The sequence below is a fragment of the Aquimarina latercula DSM 2041 genome (assembly GCF_000430645.1).
GTDB classification, from domain to species: domain Bacteria; phylum Bacteroidota; class Bacteroidia; order Flavobacteriales; family Flavobacteriaceae; genus Aquimarina; species Aquimarina latercula.
Genome location: NZ_AUMK01000003.1, coordinates 560,392 through 580,251 on the forward strand (window position 1 = coordinate 560,392; position 19,860 = coordinate 580,251).

Annotated in this window: 18 protein-coding genes; 11 read left to right on the forward strand and 7 right to left on the reverse strand. The window is 29.1% G+C overall.

Translation table 11 applies throughout. The features are described from left to right. Positions 1-132: 132 nt before the first annotated feature. From H526_RS0102680 to H526_RS0102695, 4 genes are all read left to right on the forward strand, one after another. Entirely contained in the window at positions 133-1,185 is a 1,053-nt protein-coding gene (locus H526_RS0102680; protein ID WP_027391564.1) for a sensor histidine kinase, read from the forward strand. Further along, on the forward strand, positions 1,178-1,846 hold the full coding sequence (locus H526_RS0102685; RefSeq protein WP_051335939.1) for a LytR/AlgR family response regulator transcription factor: 669 nt from the start codon (positions 1,178-1,180) through the stop codon (positions 1,844-1,846). Before H526_RS0102680 ends, H526_RS0102685 begins: the two co-directional genes overlap by 8 nt. Positions 1,847-1,962: 116 nt before the next feature. Then, positions 1,963-3,072, forward strand: coding sequence for a hypothetical protein (locus H526_RS0102690; RefSeq protein WP_027391566.1), 1,110 nt, complete (start codon positions 1,963-1,965; stop codon positions 3,070-3,072). A 38-nt stretch (positions 3,073-3,110) separates the two neighbouring features. Next, entirely contained in the window at positions 3,111-4,169 is a 1,059-nt protein-coding gene (locus H526_RS0102695) for an Ig-like domain-containing domain (RefSeq protein WP_027391567.1), read from the forward strand. Positions 4,170-4,252: 83 nt separating this feature from the next. On the opposite strand, the gene H526_RS0102700 is transcribed toward H526_RS0102695, so the two are convergent. Further along, entirely contained in the window at positions 4,253-4,600 is a 348-nt protein-coding gene (locus H526_RS0102700) for a hypothetical protein (RefSeq protein WP_035084176.1), read from the reverse strand. A gap of 124 nt (positions 4,601-4,724) precedes the next feature. Between H526_RS0102700 and H526_RS0102705 the strand changes: the two genes are divergently transcribed. Both H526_RS0102705 and H526_RS28130 read left to right on the forward strand, forming a co-directional pair. Beyond that, positions 4,725-4,916 carry a hypothetical protein gene (locus H526_RS0102705; protein ID WP_147404321.1) on the forward strand — a complete coding sequence of 64 codons (192 nt, stop codon included), beginning with the start codon at positions 4,725-4,727 and terminating at the stop codon, positions 4,914-4,916. Between the two features lie 193 nt (positions 4,917-5,109). After that, positions 5,110-5,532: a DUF2147 domain-containing protein gene (locus H526_RS28130; protein ID WP_051335940.1), complete on the forward strand. Its 423-nt coding sequence runs from the start codon at positions 5,110-5,112 to the stop codon at positions 5,530-5,532. 421 nt (positions 5,533-5,953) lie between these two features. On the opposite strand, the gene H526_RS0102715 is transcribed toward H526_RS28130, so the two are convergent. Further along, on the reverse strand, positions 5,954-6,568 hold the full coding sequence (locus H526_RS0102715) for a matrixin family metalloprotease (protein WP_027391570.1): 615 nt from the start codon (positions 6,566-6,568) through the stop codon (positions 5,954-5,956). Between the two features lie 696 nt (positions 6,569-7,264). Here H526_RS0102715 and rlmF point away from each other — a divergent pair. Then, the gene (gene rlmF / locus H526_RS0102720) at positions 7,265-8,143 is read left to right on the forward strand and encodes a 23S rRNA (adenine(1618)-N(6))-methyltransferase RlmF (RefSeq protein ID WP_027391571.1); all 879 of its coding nucleotides are present in this window, start codon (positions 7,265-7,267) and stop codon (positions 8,141-8,143) included. A gap of 10 nt (positions 8,144-8,153) precedes the next feature. Here rlmF and H526_RS0102725 read toward each other — a convergent pair whose 3' ends face one another. Together H526_RS0102725 and H526_RS0102730 are read right to left on the reverse strand one after the other, a co-directional pair. Next, positions 8,154-9,704: a DEAD/DEAH box helicase gene (locus tag H526_RS0102725; protein WP_027391572.1), complete on the reverse strand. Its 1,551-nt coding sequence runs from the start codon at positions 9,702-9,704 to the stop codon at positions 8,154-8,156. A 128-nt stretch (positions 9,705-9,832) separates the two neighbouring features. Continuing rightward, a complete protein-coding gene (locus H526_RS0102730; protein ID WP_027391573.1) occupies positions 9,833-10,825 on the reverse strand; it encodes a YceI family protein in 993 nt (330 codons plus the stop codon). 126 nt (positions 10,826-10,951) lie between these two features. Here H526_RS0102730 and H526_RS0102735 point away from each other — a divergent pair, with 126 nt between their 5' ends. The 3 genes from H526_RS0102735 to H526_RS0102745 all read left to right on the forward strand — a co-directional run bounded on the left by H526_RS0102735 (position 10,952) and on the right by H526_RS0102745 (position 13,899). Next, positions 10,952-11,836 (forward strand): winged helix-turn-helix domain-containing protein, encoded by an 885-nt coding sequence (locus H526_RS0102735; RefSeq protein WP_027391574.1) that lies wholly within the window; start codon positions 10,952-10,954, stop codon positions 11,834-11,836. Positions 11,837-11,853: 17 nt separating this feature from the next. Further along, a complete protein-coding gene (locus tag H526_RS0102740; RefSeq protein ID WP_155839602.1) occupies positions 11,854-12,990 on the forward strand; it encodes a helix-turn-helix domain-containing protein in 1,137 nt (378 codons plus the stop codon). A 63-nt stretch (positions 12,991-13,053) separates the two neighbouring features. Continuing rightward, positions 13,054-13,899: a CPBP family intramembrane glutamic endopeptidase gene (locus H526_RS0102745; protein WP_027391576.1), complete on the forward strand. Its 846-nt coding sequence runs from the start codon at positions 13,054-13,056 to the stop codon at positions 13,897-13,899. 57 nt (positions 13,900-13,956) lie between these two features. Here H526_RS0102745 and H526_RS0102750 read toward each other — a convergent pair whose 3' ends face one another. Together H526_RS0102750 and H526_RS0102755 are read right to left on the reverse strand one after the other, a co-directional pair. Then, positions 13,957-16,134, reverse strand: coding sequence for a TonB-dependent receptor (locus H526_RS0102750; protein ID WP_027391577.1), 2,178 nt, complete (start codon positions 16,132-16,134; stop codon positions 13,957-13,959). Between the two features lie 72 nt (positions 16,135-16,206). Beyond that, positions 16,207-16,524: a DUF6660 family protein gene (locus tag H526_RS0102755; protein WP_027391578.1), complete on the reverse strand. Its 318-nt coding sequence runs from the start codon at positions 16,522-16,524 to the stop codon at positions 16,207-16,209. 195 nt (positions 16,525-16,719) lie between these two features. Here H526_RS0102755 and H526_RS30560 point away from each other — a divergent pair, with 195 nt between their 5' ends. After that, positions 16,720-18,093 carry a glycoside hydrolase family 113 gene (locus H526_RS30560; RefSeq protein WP_051335942.1) on the forward strand — a complete coding sequence of 458 codons (1,374 nt, stop codon included), beginning with the start codon at positions 16,720-16,722 and terminating at the stop codon, positions 18,091-18,093. Here H526_RS30560 and H526_RS0102765 read toward each other — a convergent pair. Beyond that, the gene (locus tag H526_RS0102765; protein ID WP_027391579.1) at positions 18,090-19,835 is read right to left on the reverse strand and encodes an amidohydrolase family protein; all 1,746 of its coding nucleotides are present in this window, start codon (positions 19,833-19,835) and stop codon (positions 18,090-18,092) included. The two genes, H526_RS30560 and H526_RS0102765, sit on opposite strands and share 4 nt — an antisense overlap. Positions 19,836-19,860 lie beyond the last annotated feature (25 nt).

A 19,860-nucleotide genomic window follows, 5' to 3' on the forward strand; every position in this document is an offset into this window, starting at 1 on the left:
TAGAGGAGTTTTCTGTCGACTATATGTGCTTTTAGGTGAATAGCTGCTTCTATTCTGCGAACGAACTAAAAGATATAACTCTTAATCATCCATTTTGAAACTCAACTATTATATTTTCATTTAATTTGTACTATGAATAATTACAAAAGGTTTCTTTTTCAAGTAGTTTTATGGGGAATTATTTGGTTTTTCTTATCATTTGGACAAAAAAATAATGAAAAATTTCTTATCGAAAACTCCATTCTTTTCGCTTTCCAAATTGGACTTATTGGTTTATTAATTTTTTATGTTGCGAAGCATTTTTTATTTAAAAAGAAATACTTATTCTTCTTTTTAATTTCTCTCAGTATAATTTGTGTGTCAGCATTGTCATCATCTACGATATCTTCTAATTTATCCGCTAGACTGCTTTCTCCTCGTAATAACCCCAGAATAGCTAATCCGCCGTTTAAAAGACCTCCAAGAAGAATAAAACCTCCATCTATTTTAATGGTTCATTTTTCTAATTTGATGATTGCATATTTGATCGCTACGTTTATAGAAACTTTTTTGTTCGCACAAAAAAAGGAAGAAGAAATAATTAGAAGTAAAAACGAAAACCTTCAAACAGAACTAAAATTATTAAAATCACAAATTAACCCACATTTTTTATTCAATTCTCTAAACAATATTTATGCACTTTCAGTAATAGATTCTGATAAAACACAACAAAGTATCAGTTACTTATCCGAAATGCTTAGATACGTACTTTATGAATGTGATCGCCCTTATGTTTCTATCCAAAAAGAAATAACTTATATTAAAAATTATATCAAATTATTTTCTTTAAAAAATAGTAAACCTTATGAAATTACAACAAAGTTTAATATAGATGATAATACTGTTTCTATTGCTCCTATGCTCTTTATACCATTTATAGAAAACGCATTTAAACATAGTAATATTGAAAAACCACTATCCTTTATAGAGATTGATATAACATCAAACACATCTAATATCAATTTTGAAATAATTAATAGTATTCCTAAAGAAAAAATAATGAAAGATAAAATTGGAGGAATTGGATTAGAAAATGTTAAAAAACGATTAGATATATTGTATCACGAAAAGCACAATTTATTAATTACCAATGACAATAATATTTTTAAAGTAAAACTAAATATAAAATTAGACGATAATGCTTAGGTGTTTAATAATTGATGACGAAGAGCTAGCCAGAACACTCTTAAAAACCTATATAGATCGATTGGATTATATAGAAATAATTGCTACACTTGAAAACCCACTCGAAGCAATAAATATTCTAAAAAATGAGCCTATTGATGTCATATTTTTAGACATACAAATGCCTGAATTAAAGGGAACTGATTTAGCAAAAATAATCCCTACTACAACTCAAATAATTTTCACTACTGCTTATTCTGAATATGCGTTGGAAGGGTTCGAATTAAATGCACTAGATTATTTATTAAAACCAATCACCTTTGATCGATTTTTAGCTGCTATACAAAAGATAAAAAAGGATCCTAAAACCAGCAATGTCGAAGGAAAAATTACGGTAAAATCTGGGTATGATCTACATAAAATTAAATACAGTGATGTACAGTACATCGAGAGTGATAGTGAATATGTTGTTTTTCATACTACTAATAAAAAAATAATGAGTCATCAAACGCTAAAATCTCTAGAAGAGACATTACCAGAAATATTTATGCGAGTTCATCGATCATTTATTATTAATAAGAACTATGTTACTGCACTAAAAGGAAAAGATCTTTTTCTTACTGATATTAGGATACCTGTAAGTTCTAGTTATTATGAACTTGTTAAAAATCAGTTATTTTAATTTTAAAATAATTCTTTTGTTTTATCCTAGACAATCAGTATTGGCATTTATTTAACTCTAAACATGTTTCATTTTTATTATTTTGTGATCAAGGATTTATTCATATATCACTCATCATGAAAACACTTATCACTCTAACTGTTACACTTATCTTATCATTTTTCTTTGGTCAAGCTCAGGCTAATTCTAAATTAAAAAAGGATTTTACAACCGGAAATCCAGGTATTGTTTCAATACATAAGATGACTTTTGGACCAGAAGGTATTTTATTTATTGGGGATAGTAATGCTGCACAAGTTGTAGCTATAGATTTTAGTGAACACCCTAAATTGGATAACTCGAAAGTTAAATTAGACAATCTAGATAAATTGGTTGCTGATATGATGGGAACCACTATTGATCAAGTTCAAATTACGGATATGGTAGTTAACCCAAATAACAATAATATTTATCTTTCTATTAATCATAGCTCTGGAATACCCATATTATTAAGAGTTGAGGACAATGTCCTAAAGCAAGTACCTCTTGACAATGTGTCTTACACTAAAACTACATTATTAGATCCTATATCTAAAGAAGCAGAAGACCGAAGAGGAAGAAAATTAAGAAAATGGGCCGTTGCGGATATTAAATATACAAATGGAAAATTATTATTATCTGGACTAAGTAACAAAGAATTTGCCTCTACATTTAGAGCTATTGATTTTCCGTTTTCAGAGACACAAAATTATAGTTCTTTAGAAATTTACCACGCTGCGCATGGTAAGTATGAAACACATGCACCTATTAAAACATTTATTCCAACAAAAATCAATGGAGAATTACAAGTTTTGGCTGGTTATACTTGTACTCCATTAGTTATTTTTCCAATGAATAAAATGAAATCAGGAGAACATCAAAAAGGAAGAACAGTGGCTGAACTTGGAAGTGGCAATTCTCCTATTGATATGATAGAAATTGAAAATGAAGGAAATCGGTATTTATTAATTTCTAATAGTAATAGAGCATTAATGAAAATTGATTTTAAAGATTTAGAAGCATATCAAGGTGAGTTAACTAAACCTGTAGTAGAAAAAGGAGCTGCCGAAGGTGTTGATTATGTAAATCTTCCATATGTTAATGTACAACAGTTAGATAAAATCGGTAGTAATGGTTTTGTAATTATCCAAAGAGAATCTAACGGAAATCTAGCTCTTAAAACAGGTAATAGCTGGTGGGTAAAGTAATCTGTCCCATTATAAACCTGAACTATTGACTTTTTATTGTGAAACGATATTATTTTGGAATTTTAGCATTAGTTGTTACTAACTTATCGTTAGGTCAAACATCTGAAAATTACATTTTTAATAAAAATGAAGTTATTATACCCAAGAACATATCCGTAGCTCAGGATGTATTTGTTTTTAAAGGAGAAATTCCTGAAGATAGAATAGCTGTTTCTACCAGGATTCTAGGAAAAATTCAGGAAAATCAGAATACATTAAGCTTTACACCCGCAGTCCCATTTGGGTGGAATCAAAAGTATACCGTAGTATACAATCATACCATCAACTATTTTTCCTTGCCAGTTCCTGAAGGTTACGAATCATTAAAAATATTAAAAGTGTATCCTAGTACTTCAAGTGTACCAACCAATATTTTAAAATGGTATGTTAAGTTTTCTAGACCAATTAATGAAAATAATATTTATAAATATATTCAATTTGTAGATGACTCTAATAAACCTATAGATCGAACAATATTACCTCTGCAAAACGCTTTAATCTCCAAGGATGGAACTTTATTGACCATTTGGATAGAACCAGGAAGACAAAAACGAAATCTAATTCCAAATAAACAGTTAGGGTCTGTGTTCATCCCTCAAAAAAAATATAGATTGGTGATTTCGGAAGAAATTAAAGATCATAACGGCGTAAATATGGTAAAAAACTTCTCTAAAGAGTTTACTACTACCGTTGCAGATAGAAAGAAACCAAACATAAATAATTGGGAAATTAAAATCCCTAACATTCATTCTGTATCTAATCTACTAATAAATTGTGAAGAACCAATAGACTATGGTAGTAGTATTGGTAATATAAAAATACTAGATAGTGCAGGACAACTTATAGATGGTATCTGGGAGCTAAAGAAGGATGAAACAGTAGTTTCATTTATACCAAAAAGAAACTGGAAAAAAGGGAACTATACTATAATTTTTGGACCTAGTATAGAAGATTTAGCTGGTAATAATCTAAATCGCGTATTTGATAATGAAATACAAAAAACTTCAAAAAATAACCATCCATATAAAACGTATACACTAGAATTTGAATTAAAATAAAAAAAGACAGTAAAATACTGTCTTTTTTATAACTAAGTAGGATTTATGTTCTCAATAGTAGTTTTGAGACGAATTTAGGATTTTTAATTGCCTGCAAGTAAGACAAACGAATTACCTGACACTGGCGATACATTATAACTTTTTACATTTTTAAGTGTCTTCATATATTTTTCTGCTTCTACAAAAGCACTTTCTAAAGGACTAACTGTAGATCTTTCATTCAAAGTAATTGTTTTAGAAATTTGTTCACCATTGGTGTATTCTATTGTGATTTTCCATCTTTTTACAGAATGAAAATTTTTAGAGATTAAAGAATTATTCTCTTTAGCACTCTTCTTCTCTTTTTTAGTTTTTTCCTTTTCGTTTACTGGTTCGGTTGTCGCATAACCTATAGATACACAAAGTAAAGCAGTAATAAGTAAGAGTTTCATAGTTGATGATTTTTGGTTTTGACGAATATACATACATAATTTGATTAATCAAATTAATTTTTAATAAAATTTTATTTGAATATTAAAAAAATACATGTATGTTTGAATTATGGTAAATAAGAATTTGAAAAAGCTTCTGAAAAAAAGTAAAGGAGCCAAAACGGTATACGGTATTTCTAAAACTTTGGGAGTAAGTCCGCAAGCAGGAGATTATGTAGTAAAGCGTAAAAACTTAGCTAAAGATTTCGAAAGACTCCAAAAAATTGCAGATTATATGGAAGTAGATATAAAAGATATTATAGACAGAAAATATTAAACAACTCTTCTACATATATTATATCCTATTTGTTTATATATAAGGGTTTTATAATGCTTGTGTATTCATTATTAGCCTACAAATCTTTTCAAAAAATTATCCTTTAGTATGTAGTTAATTGGATAAATAGAAATTAAACTCAAACTTTATACCTATATTTCCAAAACAAACAACTTATACAACATACTTTTTAATGAGATTAACCTTCATTATTTTAATTTCTTTTTTATTACATAATTCTTCTATTTCCCCTGAAACATATATAGGCAAATGGCAAATAGAAGGAGGTTCAATTATTGAAATTTACCAAAATAAAGATCTTTTTTTTGGCAAAATAAATAGACGTGCCGAGAATCCCATTTCTAATTTTAATGGTCTAGACAATAAAAATCCTGACCAAAAATTAAGACAACGCCCTTTATTAGGAATGGACATACTTAATAACTTAAGTTTTAAAGACGGAGAGTTAGATGGTGGAACAATTTATAATGCTGATAGCGGAAAAACATATACAGTAAAAGTGTGGATTGATTCAGATAACCAAGATAAATGCTATATAAGAGCCTATAAAGGTATTTTATTCAAAACTTTTGAAGCTGTGCGTGTGAAAAATTAATTATTCTTCTTTATACCTGCTATCATAGAATTGATACAAAAAGACTAAGTACTAAAATATCGCCAAAAGTAACTATCCCTCATGTTAAATAACCCTATCATCTTCGTATAAAGTTATATTATTTCTCAATGCATCAAGTACGAATTAAATAAAAAGAGTAGCAACAAGCATAACAATAAAAAACATCCATTTTATGGATGTTTTTTAGAATTAAATTAATGCAGAATAATAACTGCTCTAAGGGTAAAACACAGATTTTTCTTATAAAAAATCAAACAGATTAAATTAAAATAATACAATCTGTTTGACTAAACATTGTACAAACACTCTTTAAAAATAGTACCTAAAGAGCGATAATGCACACATACTAAAAGGGGATGTTCGAATAAATTGGGGCTATTGATTGGGGCCTGAAATTGTTTTATTTTTCTTCTTCTATTTTCTCTAATGTCTTTTTAAGCCTATCTATTTGTACACTTGTAAAATCAGTTCTAAGGTAAGGTCGTATCTGACTCATAATATTCCCTTCTTCTGGGTAATGATGAAGACCTAAAGCATGTCCTATTTCGTGAGGAGCCGTGGATGTGAACAAAAATTCATCAGTAATTAAAGCTCTTTTATCTTTACCTATCCCAGCAATAGCAATTGTATTTGATCTTTTCATTACAAAAATGTTTATTCTGTCCTCGCGGTAATAATCCTGAGTTTCTTGTAAAAAAACACTAGATTCTCGTCCTCTATTATCTTTTAAATCATATAACTCATCACTATTTAATGTTTTTACATCGCCTTTTTCTAATCCGATTCCATATCTATGAAAGAAACTACCATTTAAATTTGTTATAAAATCATTCTCATTTAAATTGTAAGAAGATTTTCCAGACACACCTGATGGCTGAACATATATAATATCGACCTTTATAGTTTTCTCTAAGTTATCCGAAAATATTTGTTCAATCGCGTACGAATCAGAATCATCTTCTGCGGCACAGGAAACAAAAATCGATAACACAAATAGTAGTTTTAATAATTTCATGGCTTGTTGTCTTTTTTTTGATTGTTGATGCTATATCTTAACTATATTAGTAAGTCTATTCTTACTGTTATTTAATAAATTAAAATGAGTCTAATCTTTTTAATTAAATAAGCCTTTAATTAAGTTATTACGAGCGTAAGTAATTATTGCTTGTAATCGTTATTATTACTTGTGTGAGAATGAGTGTGATAATCGATCAATTCAAAGATAGAGAATAATATCACTTAAATAAGGGGGTATTTTCCCCCATGTATACATATTAACTATTTACAGTATAATACATTAACTTACATTTTAACAAAATTAAATTGTTAACACTAAAACTACTCTAGTTAACTATAATCCTTTCGAATAAGCCATACAACAAGGAGTTATGGATTTTAACATTTGAAATGTTAAATTTTACAAATTATGGTTAAACCGTAAGTATAATACTGCAAAAATAACGCATAACTAAAACACGATTAATTAGTACTTTAACAGTAAAAAACGAAAAGTTTAACAAAATTAACAATGCATTTTAACGACATTATATGTTATTTCAACGAAAGCAATACGTGTTTCACCTAAGTTTTATCAAAACAAAACACTAAAACACAATATTTTATCCAAAATCAATAAAAGATTACAAACTATAAATCAAAAAAATATGATTTGAATATTACTATATTTGACTTGATTAAATACCTGTATCAATTGCATCCAAAAAACAAACATTATTCTTCGTATAATTTTGAAGAACTTAAAAACAACCATAAGCAACTATCTGATTATTTAATAATCAATCCGCATAATAACAACATTACCATTGATTTTTCTAATAGTGAAGCTGTTTTGGAACTAAATAAAGCAATTCTAAACTATTATTATCAAATAGAGAATTGGGATATCCCCCAAGGATCATTATGCCCTCCCATTCCAGGAAGAGCTGATTACATACATCACATAACTGATTTACTAGCCGATGATATAAATAAATCAAGTCTTGTTAAAGGGTTGGATATTGGAGTTGGTGCCAACTGTGTATATCCGATTCTAGGAGCAAAGATTAATGGTTGGACAATGGTTGGATCTGATATTAATTTAGACTCAGTTTCTTATGCAAGAAAAAACGTAGCATCTAATTCTAATTTAAAAGATCATATAGAAATAAGGCATCAAGAGAACAATGCTAACATTTTTAAGGGTATAATTAAATCAGAAGATTATTTTCATTTTACTATGTGTAACCCTCCTTTTCATTCTTCTCCTGAAGAAGCAAAAAAAGGAACACAACGAAAATTGAACAATTTGTCTAAATCAGATAAAATGATTAAGCTAGAATTAAATTTTGGTGGACAAGCAAATGAATTATGGTGCAATGGTGGCGAAGCTTTGTTTATCAAAAGAATGATTAAGCAAAGTCCTGATTTCAAAAATCAAGTCGGTTGGTTTACATCATTAGTCTCCAAAAAAGAAAATTTACCAAAGATTTATAAGCAACTTAATAAATTAAAGACCATCCATAAAACTATTGAAATGTCACAAGGAAACAAAAAGAGCCGTTTTGTAGCATGGAAATTCCCTAAAGAATAGTACTTATAACTTATTCTGGTGATCTTCCATGAATTTCTTCAAACTTCTCGTCAAAATTCTCTCTTAAATAAGAATTAAGTTTTTTCCTATAGTCATCCTTCAACCAAGATAAAAAATTGTGAGTACTTCTACTGATACATTTTGCATAGCTCTGAATTCTGTGATCAATATCATCTCCTAACATTTTCGCCAATGCAATAGCATCATATACATCTTCACTATTTTCTATACAAATTTTAGCATGCTGAGCTATTGATCTTTCTAGTACTACTTTAGAAGACTCTCCTTTTCGCACAGAATCTAGATACGTTTCTTTAATATCAAAATAAACTTCCTCGGAATTTGCAAACTCTGCTCTTAATTCTGCAGGCATTTCATGCTTAAATTTACTTTCTATATCCTCATCATTAAGGAGCTTATCCATGTAATAATCAGGAGAATTGAATATTTTTTGCCAATCCAGATCAGCTCCCCAAGGACCAAATCTATGATAGTTATTTCCTAAATCAATAACATTAAATGAAGATTTATTCTTTAAAATTCGAGAGCCCCGACCAATCATTTGATAATATAAAGTCAATGACTTTGTAGCACGATTCAAAATAATTGTATCTACCGTAGGTTCATCAAATCCTGTTGTTAAAATACTCACTGATGTCAAAATAGCATCAGGAGTTTCTTTAAACCACTGAAGTATCTGTTTTCTTTGCTTTTTTGTAGCTGTGTTATCTAAATGCGCGATTGGATATCCAGCGGATCTAAAAGTATCATACACATGCAACGAAGTGTTGATACCATTATTAAAAATTAATGTTTTTTTGCCTTTAGAATGCTTTTCATATGCTTGCAATAATTGACTTAGCATATTACTATTAGTATATAAATCTTCGGATGATTTTACAGTATAATCACCATTAGACCCAACTTCTAAAGAAGTTAACCCCATGTTATAAGCAAATACTTCTGCGCGTGCTAGAAATTCATTTTCTATTAATGACTCTATAGTTTCACCTACAATTAGTTCATCATAATTGTCCTTCATTGGTAACTTTATATTAGAACTTAATGGTGTTGCTGTAACTCCTAAAATAAAGGACCTCTCAAAAAACTTAAATAATTTAGTAAAAGAATTATAATGCGCTTCATCAATAATCACCAAACCAATATCGGAAATATCCAATTTATCTTCATTCAACCTATTGTTCAAGGTTTCTACCATAGCTACGAAACAACTATAGTTTTCTTGATCATCTAAGTTTGCTTTACTGTCTACTACTTTATTATCTACACCAAAACCTGTAAGCATATTTGATGTTTGCTTGCATAGTTCTATACGATGTGTCATCACTAATACTTTTCTATTGTGATGTTTTAAGTATTGCCTAACAATTTCAGAAAAAATAACCGTCTTACCTCCTCCAGTTGGTAATTGATATAAAAGATGGTAATCCTCTCTAGCATCCTCAAAGCTTTTAAAAATCCTATTTATAGCCCCTTTTTGATAGCTATATAAGTCTTTTCCTGTTTTCTTTTCTTGTAATTCTGTAGTTGACTCCGACATATTTTCTCATTTCTAGGGCTGCAAAACTAATTCCTTTTATGCATTTTTGCAGAATTTTTATCATAAAATATGTCATTATTTTTTTACAATTGGTTGTTAAACAAATAAAATTGGATATCTCAATTGCATTATTCTGTTAATAATTTGACTTCAAAATGTATTTCATCTGATAATAAATTATTTTTTACATTCCCAAAAATACTACCCGATGCATATGTTATATTCCATCTCGTCCTATCAATTATAAATTTAGAGATAAAAATCAGCTTACTGTTATTATATTTTATGTTCGCTTCAAACTCTATAGGTTGTTTAACATCTTTAATCGTTAAATCTGCTGTTATTAAAGCATTTGAATCATCATTGTAAGTTACATTTACTATAGAAAGTTTAGCTACAGGAAAATTCTCTGTATCAAAGAAATCTGAATTTTTTAAATGATCTACTAACATCTCACTATACCCTCCATCTATATTGGCTATGGTATTCATGTTAATGATAAACTCTCCTCCAGTAACCTTTTCTTTTTCTTTAAAAAATTCACCACTAATAAAATCTACAGTTCCATAATGTCCGCTAGTATGGAGTTTATTAAAGCCTTCCCATCTAATTTCACTGTTTTCCTTATCTATTTTTAGGCTATTGCTGTTTGTAGTTTTTGGAATTGGTTTCTTTTCGAGAATATCAATTAATTCTATATCGTAAAGCAATGTAGAATCAGGGTGAGGAAATGTAACCTTTCCCATTCTTTTACTTAAGGAAGGTGGGACAATTAATTTTCGTACCTCTCCTTTTTTCATTCCTAACAACCCTTCATCAACTCCTTTTATCACTTGATTTCCTCCTACTAAAATCTTTAAAGGTTCTTCTCTATTTCTCGAAGTATATACTATAGAATCATTTGTGTACTTAGTTGTTTCGTGAATAAGGACTTCTTGTCCTTTCTCTACAATGGGTCCTGAACCATCTTTGACTACTTTATATTGAAGTCCAGAATCAGTCACAATAAAATCTGTTTCACCAGAACATCCGTAAAACATTATAAACGCGAACATGCTCATATAGATTTTAACAATATTTACACTCAAATTATTAAGTTGAATTCTTACATTAGTTTTCATTAATTTTTGTTTTTAATTTTACTCAAACGAAAGTAATTCTGGAAATACGCTACTTTGCTAAATCAATTGTAAAAAAGTGTATATAAATTGTAAATTTTCCGTTATTTGTAAATAACTGGTCATTTTATGAAAAATAAAGTCAAAATATTAGCCACTACTCTTGTTATATTAATAGCGCTATTCTCAATACATAGTTTTTCTTCAAAAGAAGTTTCCTTTTATCCTGAGAAAATAAAAATTGCGTTAAGAAGTGTTGGTAATAAACTTTTATTAAAAAACAATGATGCTACATCTCTTGTCCTACCAGTAAAAGAAATATCTGATCAAACTTTCGAAGTATCTTTTCAAAAAGAAATATTTATCAACCCTGAAATATTAGCAGAGACTATAGACGCTGAATTTAAAAAAACAGGAGTTCCTTATGATTATATTACTGAATTAATTAATTGTAAAACAAATGAAGTATCCTATAGTTATGAAATATTGGGGCCTTTTAAGGATAATGAAATTTCATGTTTAGGTAGGAATTTACCCAAAAACTGTTATACTATTAAGGTAATCATACTCAACGCAAATACTTCGGCTTTATATAGTGAGATGGGTAGCACTAATACTCTTTATTTTATTATTATCGTTCTGACACTAATAACCGGATTCACTTTATTTAAAAAGAAGTCTGAAGAAAACATTTCAGATATTTCTTCTAATGAAATCATTTTAGGTAAACATATTTTTTATCCTGATCAACAAAAATTAAATATTGATAAGAATGAAATCTCTTTAACCGCTAAAGAAAGTGAACTTCTCGCTATTTTTGCAAAATATCCAAACAAAATTGTAAAAAGAGAGCAATTGATTAAACAAGTTTGGGAAGACAATGGAGTTATTGTTGGAAGGAGCTTAGATATGTTTATTTCTAAATTACGCAAAAAACTAGGTAAAGATTCTGAGGTAAAGATAACTAATGTTCATGGTGTAGGTTACAAATTAGAAATAATCTCATCTAATTGAACCAATACTGACTTTTTTTGAAGGATTTCTCTACATTCTTAACATACTCTGGAATTAGTACCATTTTTTTTCTAATGCTACTGCTTACCCACACTTGGAAAAAACGTGAAGCAAACAAACTTCTTCTAAGTATTCTTTTGAGCTTTTTATTTCTTTTTCTAACCTATGCTTCTTCATATCTAAATTGGAATTTTCTTAGCACCATAGTATCGCCTATCGGTTTTATTGCTCCTTTTGTATTGGGCCCATTAATCTTTCAATACATCAAAACAATTTATACATCCAATATAAATAGAAAAAGTTTTATATATAGTTTACTACCGTTTGGGATCGCTTTTATTTTTTATAGTATTCCCCAATATATTTTTGGATTACCTATAGATGAGAAAATAACCTTGTTAAGAATTGTTTCTATCGTTATTCCTTTTCTAGGTATACTACACCTCTCCTATTATCTATTTTTAAGTAATAAGTTATTAAAACGTTTTAAAAAACTAGTAAAAAATAATTATGCCAATTTAAATAAATTAGATCTAAAATGGTTATCAATATGGATTCGAGGATTCATTGTCTTTTTAATTATTGACCTTGTTAGTGGGGTACTAATTGTTTCTTATCCTATTATGCCTGTTTTCATATACACCAATCTCTTTTATTTAGTATTACTAATTTGGTATATTGGGTATTTTGGGATCCATCAAACTCAAGTTTTTTTAGTTAATGAAATATCACAAAACTCAATTAAAAATTCAACAAATAAAGTCAAATCATTTTTTAATTGTGAATCAGAAGAATTTTTAAACCTTAAATCTCAATTACAAATCAAGTTTAGTGAAGAGAAGCTTTTTAAAGAACAAGATCTTTCTTTGAAAAAAACTGCCGATATTCTGAATGTTTCCGATAAAAAGTTATCACACTTATTGAATATCTGTATGGATTCTAATTTTTATGAATATGTAAATACCTATCGAGTCTCCTATTTTAAAGAACAGCTAGAACTTGGAGTTGCCGAGAAATTAACTCTATTATCTATTGCTTTTGATTCTGGTTTTAACTCTAAAGCTACTTTTAATAGAGTTTTCAAACAACAAGTTGGAATGACACCAATAAAGTTCAAAAAACAATTAGAAAAAAAGTCTCAAAGCTTCCATTGAGTCGATTGAAACATTGTTTATCTATTTATTTGCCAATCAAATTAATCTGATAAATAATATCTTATGAATTCAATCTATAATACTAATGATTCTATAACATCAGTTACAAATCAACATCAAAAATCAAAAAAATATATCTTATTAGTACTTGGTATTTCTTGGATTTTTGGATTTTCTACTACTACACTTTTAGATTTTTCAGATCCTATTGCATACACTATTATAACTTTTATTTACGCATTTATTCCAGCTATTATTGCAATTATTTTTAACAAAAACGAAAGAGGATCCTGGAAGGATTTAAAATTTTTTAAACCAGATCTCAAAAGTTCATTATATTCATTTATAATTCCTATTATTTATTTTGCCGTCGTTATTAGCATTCAGGTGCTCTTAGATATAAGAATTGCAAAAAAATTAGATCAGATTAATCAAACTCCATTAACCCTTTCTCTTTTATTGATATTGGGATATCCCATTACAGTATTTCTAATACTCGGAGAAGAAATTGGATGGAGAGGATATCTTCAAGAAAAATTAATGAACAGTTTTGGAGCTTTTGCAGGAATTTTTGTTCTTGGATTAGTTTGGGGTATTTGGCATATGCCCATTGCGCTTCAAGGCTATAATTTTCCAAACCACCCTTATATAGAAGCTTTTATAACCTACCCACTAGTAGGTATGGCACTTTCCCTAATTATTGCTTACCTAGGTTTTAATCGTTATTCTATTTTTACAGGAGCATTAGTACATGCTAGCAACAATCATTTCGGAGGTACATTTCTCACCTTAACAGAAACTAATAATGAGTTTGCTCATGCTATGATTTTTAATGGTTTTTATGTAATAATCATATTAATTTTTGGATACTTATGGAGAAGAAAAACATTTAAGAACATAAAATCTTAAAGACTTAAAACAGGATATCTTCTCGACACTGAGAAGATATCCTATTAAATAAAGTTACTAATGATGCTCTTTTTGTCCAAAAGGTTTAAGTATGATTCCTGCACTTAGTATAAATCCATCTGTAGGAGCATAGATTTCTGCAAACGTAGGGTCATTAGCAGGAGGCAAAACTAAAGGAGAAAATCTACTCTGCCTTCTGTCCGTAAAATTTTCGAAGTTGACAAAGATTGTCCCCCAATTAAAATTGCGCATTCCTAGCAATCCCATTAAAACATAATCTGTAGTTTCTGAACCATTAGAAAGTAATTGTTTGCCTGTATAATAGGTTTCAAAACCTATTCGCCATTTTTCATTTTCATACATAAAAACACTTCCTGCGTTATGTCTTGCCGTTAATGGTTTTTGTGGGTTTCCATCCAAATAATTTAGTTGAGTATCTATAAAAGCATAATTAAGAAACCATCTAAAGTCTTTATAACTAAACTTAATATTTGTTTCGGCTCCTTTACTTACAATATTATCATTCGCATTTTCATATTCAAAAAAACCAGTACCAGTATCACTAAGTAATAATCCATCTTGGATAGCAGTTACATAGAATAACTGATTAATAGAAAAATCTATCTCATCCGTAAGGTAGGTCTCATAATTAAAATCAAGGTTTACTCCGTAAGACCTTTCTGCTTCTATACGAGTATCATCAATAGCTAAAACATTATTGAAATTAATTAGTTCTGCTTCTTCAGTAAAGATATCTGGGATCTTATACCCTAATCCACCTCCAATCCTACTGGAAAAGGAATTATCTGATTTAAATAACAATGATACTTTGGGTAACGGAAAAAACCCCCAACCATCAGCATAATCTGCTCTAAAGCCCGTTTCTAATATCCAATTTTCAGAAAAATCATAAATGTTATTAATAAATAATCCAGCAGTTACATCATTCTGATCTCTTTCTAAAGAACTAGAATCTTCATCAAAATCTATGGTATATAAATTAGCTCCAAAAATCCAATCAGTTCTCTGTCCATCTTTCTTATATGCTATTTCTGTAAAAGAATTAATTTGAGTTCCACTAAAATTAATATCTGGAACTATTAAATCACGATTAAAATAAGCAAAACTATTTTTTATGTTTATGGATCTTAAACTATCAATTTCTGTAGTATAGACAGCTTGTGTACTTACTCGTTTAGAAACGTTTTCTTCTGTGTATAAATTATTATCATCGTTTTCAATACCATTAACATCTCCTCCTATTCTATCATCATACGTCCCATTTACACCAAACCAAAACGTAGTTTTATCTGATGGATAGTAGAATAACTTAGGGTTTATAGAAATAGACTTAGTGCGTGGTAAATTACTAAAACCATCATCCTCAGGATCATATTCTTTTTGATAATGACCAGATCCATAGAGGGTAATCCCAAACTTATTATTACGCTTACTAAAGAAAGTATTAAGTGTAGTTCCTAAAGCGTGTGTTTGCGTAAGCATAATATCTAAATCTGGTTCTTCTTCTGGTGTTTTGGAAATTAAATTCACTAATCCTGCAATAGCTCCACCACCATAAAGTGTAGAAGAACTTCCTTTTATGATTTCAAATTGTTTTAAATCTAAAGGAGGAATATGCAAAATACTAAGACCACTCGAAAACCCTGAATATAAAGGAAATCCATCCCTTAATAACTGAGTATATCTACCATCTAATCCTTGAATTCTTATATTAGAATTCCCGCTACTTAATGATGTTTGCTGCATCTGTATTCCTGTACTTTCTCTTAACACCATAGAGATATTGGTAGCATTCATAGCATTTTTTTCACTTAATTCTTCGCCACCAATAACTTCTATCCTAGTTGGAATTCTTTTTATAGTTCGGGTACTTCTATTAGACTCCAAAAACACTTCCTCTAAAGATTCTCCATTTTCCTTAAGATACACAATCAATTCTTCCGCATATGGAATTTCTACATTGCGTTCAAAAGAAGTGAATCCTAAAAATGAAATTTTAATACTATAATTTCCTTTAGGAATATCATTAATAATTGCCAAACCATCAAGTCCGGTTATACTACCTTTGTCTATATCTTGGATATAAACGGAAGCACCAACTAAAGGTTCTTGATTTGTCTCATTAAGTACTTTTATATTTAAAACACTATTTTGCGCATGAGTATATGCACATAGTGATATGAAGAGCATTACGCTCCATATTATGTTTTTCATTCTAAAATGATATTATTTATTAGATAAATGTATTCTTCCACTTTAATTCTGTGAAAGCCAATGTTATATTCATCAAATAAATTGAGGCGGTTGCCAAATATTAGGAAGATAAAAGAAATTGTACTCTGGTTGATCTGTGAAATCATCTTTTGATATGATTGTACTTTTAACCTCTATGTCAAATGGTTTTATTAATTCATAGGTAATGGAGAGTCCACAACAAGTACAGACACATAGGGAAGCACAAGAATCATCTGTATCATCGGAGTGATTATGATTCTTATCAGTTATTGACAATTCATCTTGATGCTCTGCATTAAAAGAATCAGAACACGGTGCTATTGTCATAGCTAGCAAGAAAAAAGATAATATTATGGTTAAAAACCTCATGTGTTCTACAAAGATATATGAAATAGATTGCAATGCATACTTCTCTTTAACTAAAATCCAAATTTGTTTATTACATATTCATTTTAAGAAAAGTTTGTGCTTTATTTATAAGAAAAAAAGGATATTGAGCTAAAATTCTATGTAACACAATCATTAATTATTCTTCTTATACAATAGATAGATTATAAACTAATAATGAAAAAAGAACTATTTACTATACTTAGAGTGTATATATGTAATTGGATATTAAGTCTAATTCTTTTTGTCATAGGTGCTATCGTAATTGCTGATGTTACTTTTATAGATTCTTTTAAGTATTTTTTTGAAGCATTAGAAAGAACTAATTTTCTTAAAGCCATTCATGTTTTATTTATTATAATTTATTGTTGTTTTTTAATCTTCAGGTACTTCATTAGAGTACAGAGAAAAAAAGGTTTCAAATTAATGGCGAAACAACTGTCACTAAGACTCTTTACTCCTGCTATCGTATTATTTGGTATTTATAAATTTATTGTTATTAAAAACAGCTATGAAAACTTCCAATATAACTGGATTCCTACGGTAGAAAACAATAGTGGCATATCTAAAGATTTATATAAAATAGATGGAAAACATCGTGGAATGAATGTTTTTGGTTGGAATTATGATAATGATCATACTAAAGCAATCGATGATTTAGTTAAATCTAACATAGAATGGGTTGCTATTGTTCCATTCTTAGATCAAGAGAATGAACAAACATTAACAATGCGAGTTCCTAAAGAAATTGGTCAATGGTCGCGAAGAGATAGTTTGCATATTAAAACAATTAAAGAGCTAAAGAAAAAAAACATCCATATCATGCTTAAACCACACCTGTGGTTATCTAATGGATGGAGATCAAATATTACACATACGAATGAATCCGATTGGGATACTTGGTTTGACTCTTATCGTGCCAATATGATACATTATGCGGAAATGGCAGCATTAATGAATGTTGAACTTTTTTGTATTGGAACTGAATTAAAAAGCTCGTTAAAAGCTCAACCAAAAAAATGGAATTTATTGGTTAAAGAAATTAAAGCTATTTATAAAGGAAAATTGACATATGCTGCAAATTGGGATGGAGAATATGAGTTTATTGATTTTTGGAATGATATGGATTATATAGGCATTCAGGCATATTTTCCTTTAACTCAAAAACCAAACCCAGAAATGAATATTGTTAGGAATGGTTGGAAAACACATATTGATATGCTAGAATCATTATCCATAAAGCATAATAAACCCATCTTATTTACAGAAGTAGGATATAAAAGTGAAGCTTCAGGAACCATCAGACCTTGGGAATGGGGTTCTGCACTGAGTATATTATCTAAACAGAAATCTGATAAAACTCAGCAAATAGCTTTTGAAGTGTTATATCAAGAATTATGGAATAAAAAATGGTTTGCTGGCACGTACATTTGGCAATGGAACACCCAATCAAAAAAAGAAAATGCCGCCACTGATCTTGATTTCTCTCCAAGATATAAACCTGCAGAAAATACAATAGCTAAATGGTACTCCACTAATAATTGTGATTAAAACTTAGATAAAAAGACCGCTGGATTATCACGTGCAATACTATCAAATTCTTCTACAGTAAGGTTACCAGTTGTAGTAGCCACCAAATTCTTTTCTGCAGAATGATTTCTAACCACATAGAAATCGGTCCCAAATAAAACTTTATCACCTAATTTAGGATTATTAATAGTTTGCCTTAACAATGGAAAAATTTGATCATCATGCAGTATATAACTAATATCAGCATATACATTATCATGTTGCAACATCATACTACAAATGATAGAATACCAGTCAACATATTTCCAGCAATCTTGAAGTTTTCTCCAACTAAATTTTTGATTAGCGGTGTATAAAAAATCTATTCCAAAATCTGGTTCTTTTATTAATTCATTACTGTATCCATATCGATCTAGTTCTAAATACTTATTCCACTGATCTTCTCCACCAAAATGAGCAAAACAAATTTTAAGATGAGATAAATTATATTTCAATTCTGTATTTAAGTCAGTAAACCCAAATAAATCTCTTATATCCTGTCTACATTGGCTTACCAAAATTCTTAATAATTCTTCTTTAAGTAACACTAAGTAATTCATAGGATGTGTAAAATTTAAAGAGAAATCCTTGTTTTTGCGTTGTGGCAATAGTAAAGGTTCATAAATTTCATTTTTAAGGTTTACAATCTCTTTAAAGATTGGATGCGACTCCCATTCCTTTTTCTTTGCTCCTCTGTAAAAGATTGTTCCCTTAATGCAATGTGTCATAATTGGAAGTTGATTATCTGCTGCATATTTCCAAAGTGGTAATAACTCCTCATCAAAAGGATAATAGCCCAATGCTGGGTATATTTTAAACCCATCAAATTTTTTATCCTCTATATATTCTTTGATAAAACAATTCTCTAATGTAACTGTGCCGTTATTAAAAGCGTATTTAAAATGATCTTTTTCGTCTTTTATTCTTCTGGGTTCGACAAATACAAATGGAAGAAAAGCATCTTTATTAGTGCTATTTTCCTTTATATCCGCTAATTCTTGCATCTGATTTCGATAAGAGTTTTCTGGTTTTAGTTTACCAGCACCCATATATTCCATATCCATTGGTAGAACAATAAATTTTGTTCCAGGCGGATATTGTTCTTTCATGGATGAAAAAATTTTACTTTGATTTTTATACAAAGTAAATCTCCCTAATAACAAATATCTTTCTAATAAATCTTTGGTCATCTTTCCTGGTAGAATAGCAAAAAATTTGATAGTCTTACTTAGAACAAACCAAATGAAATTACGGCCACTCTTGAAATAACTAAATAGTATGAAAGAAAGAAGAGCTTGCAGATATACATTTTTTATTGGAACCAACAGGTAATGCTCTGTTAACCAAGTCTGGAGTTTAACAATATACCCAATTATTTCATTTTGTTCAGGATTAAAAACAAGTGATAGCCATTTAAATATTATAAAAAACACATGAATAGTCAGTATCATTCCGATCAATGATAATACTCCTGAAAGTAATTTGTTTCTTCTTAATTTAATAGCTTTTAGTATCCTGTTACGTCTTTTTTCTATATAAGGATCCTGATATTTTTTATTATTACTAGATATACTATTTTTAAACAGCTTAAGGATTAATGATGTATTTAATAAATAACTAAATGGCCAAGGAACAAAAGTTTTAGCTAAATACGGAGGAACATGTTCTCCTCTAAAAATATGGGTGTGACAATTTATTACAGGTTTCTTAGTACAATCACTCATAATCAATTGATTTAAAAAGTGTTAT

What these genes read in the sequence shown, in the direction of transcription:
- H526_RS0102680 (WP_027391564.1), top strand. Translation starts at nt 133, where the DNA reads ATGAATAATTACAAAAGGTTTCTTTTTCAAGTAGTTTTATGGGGAATT.
- H526_RS0102685 (WP_051335939.1), top strand. Translation starts at nt 1,178, where the DNA reads ATGCTTAGGTGTTTAATAATTGATGACGAAGAGCTAGCCAGAACACTC.
- H526_RS0102690 (WP_027391566.1), top strand. Translation starts at nt 1,963, where the DNA reads ATGAAAACACTTATCACTCTAACTGTTACACTTATCTTATCATTTTTC.
- H526_RS0102700 (WP_035084176.1), bottom strand. Translation starts at nt 4,600, where the DNA reads ATGAAACTCTTACTTATTACTGCTTTACTTTGTGTATCTATAGGTTAT.
- H526_RS28130 (WP_051335940.1), top strand. Translation starts at nt 5,110, where the DNA reads ATGAGATTAACCTTCATTATTTTAATTTCTTTTTTATTACATAATTCT.
- H526_RS0102715 (WP_027391570.1), bottom strand. Translation starts at nt 6,568, where the DNA reads ATGAAATTATTAAAACTACTATTTGTGTTATCGATTTTTGTTTCCTGT.
- H526_RS0102725 (WP_027391572.1), bottom strand. Translation starts at nt 9,704, where the DNA reads ATGTCGGAGTCAACTACAGAATTACAAGAAAAGAAAACAGGAAAAGAC.
- H526_RS0102730 (WP_027391573.1), bottom strand. Translation starts at nt 10,825, where the DNA reads ATGAAAACTAATGTAAGAATTCAACTTAATAATTTGAGTGTAAATATT.
- H526_RS0102735 (WP_027391574.1), top strand. Translation starts at nt 10,952, where the DNA reads ATGAAAAATAAAGTCAAAATATTAGCCACTACTCTTGTTATATTAATA.
- H526_RS0102745 (WP_027391576.1), top strand. Translation starts at nt 13,054, where the DNA reads ATGAATTCAATCTATAATACTAATGATTCTATAACATCAGTTACAAAT.
- H526_RS0102750 (WP_027391577.1), bottom strand. Translation starts at nt 16,134, where the DNA reads ATGAAAAACATAATATGGAGCGTAATGCTCTTCATATCACTATGTGCA.
- H526_RS0102755 (WP_027391578.1), bottom strand. Translation starts at nt 16,524, where the DNA reads ATGAGGTTTTTAACCATAATATTATCTTTTTTCTTGCTAGCTATGACA.
- H526_RS30560 (WP_051335942.1), top strand. Translation starts at nt 16,720, where the DNA reads ATGAAAAAAGAACTATTTACTATACTTAGAGTGTATATATGTAATTGG.
- H526_RS0102765 (WP_027391579.1), bottom strand. Translation starts at nt 19,835, where the DNA reads ATGAGTGATTGTACTAAGAAACCTGTAATAAATTGTCACACCCATATT.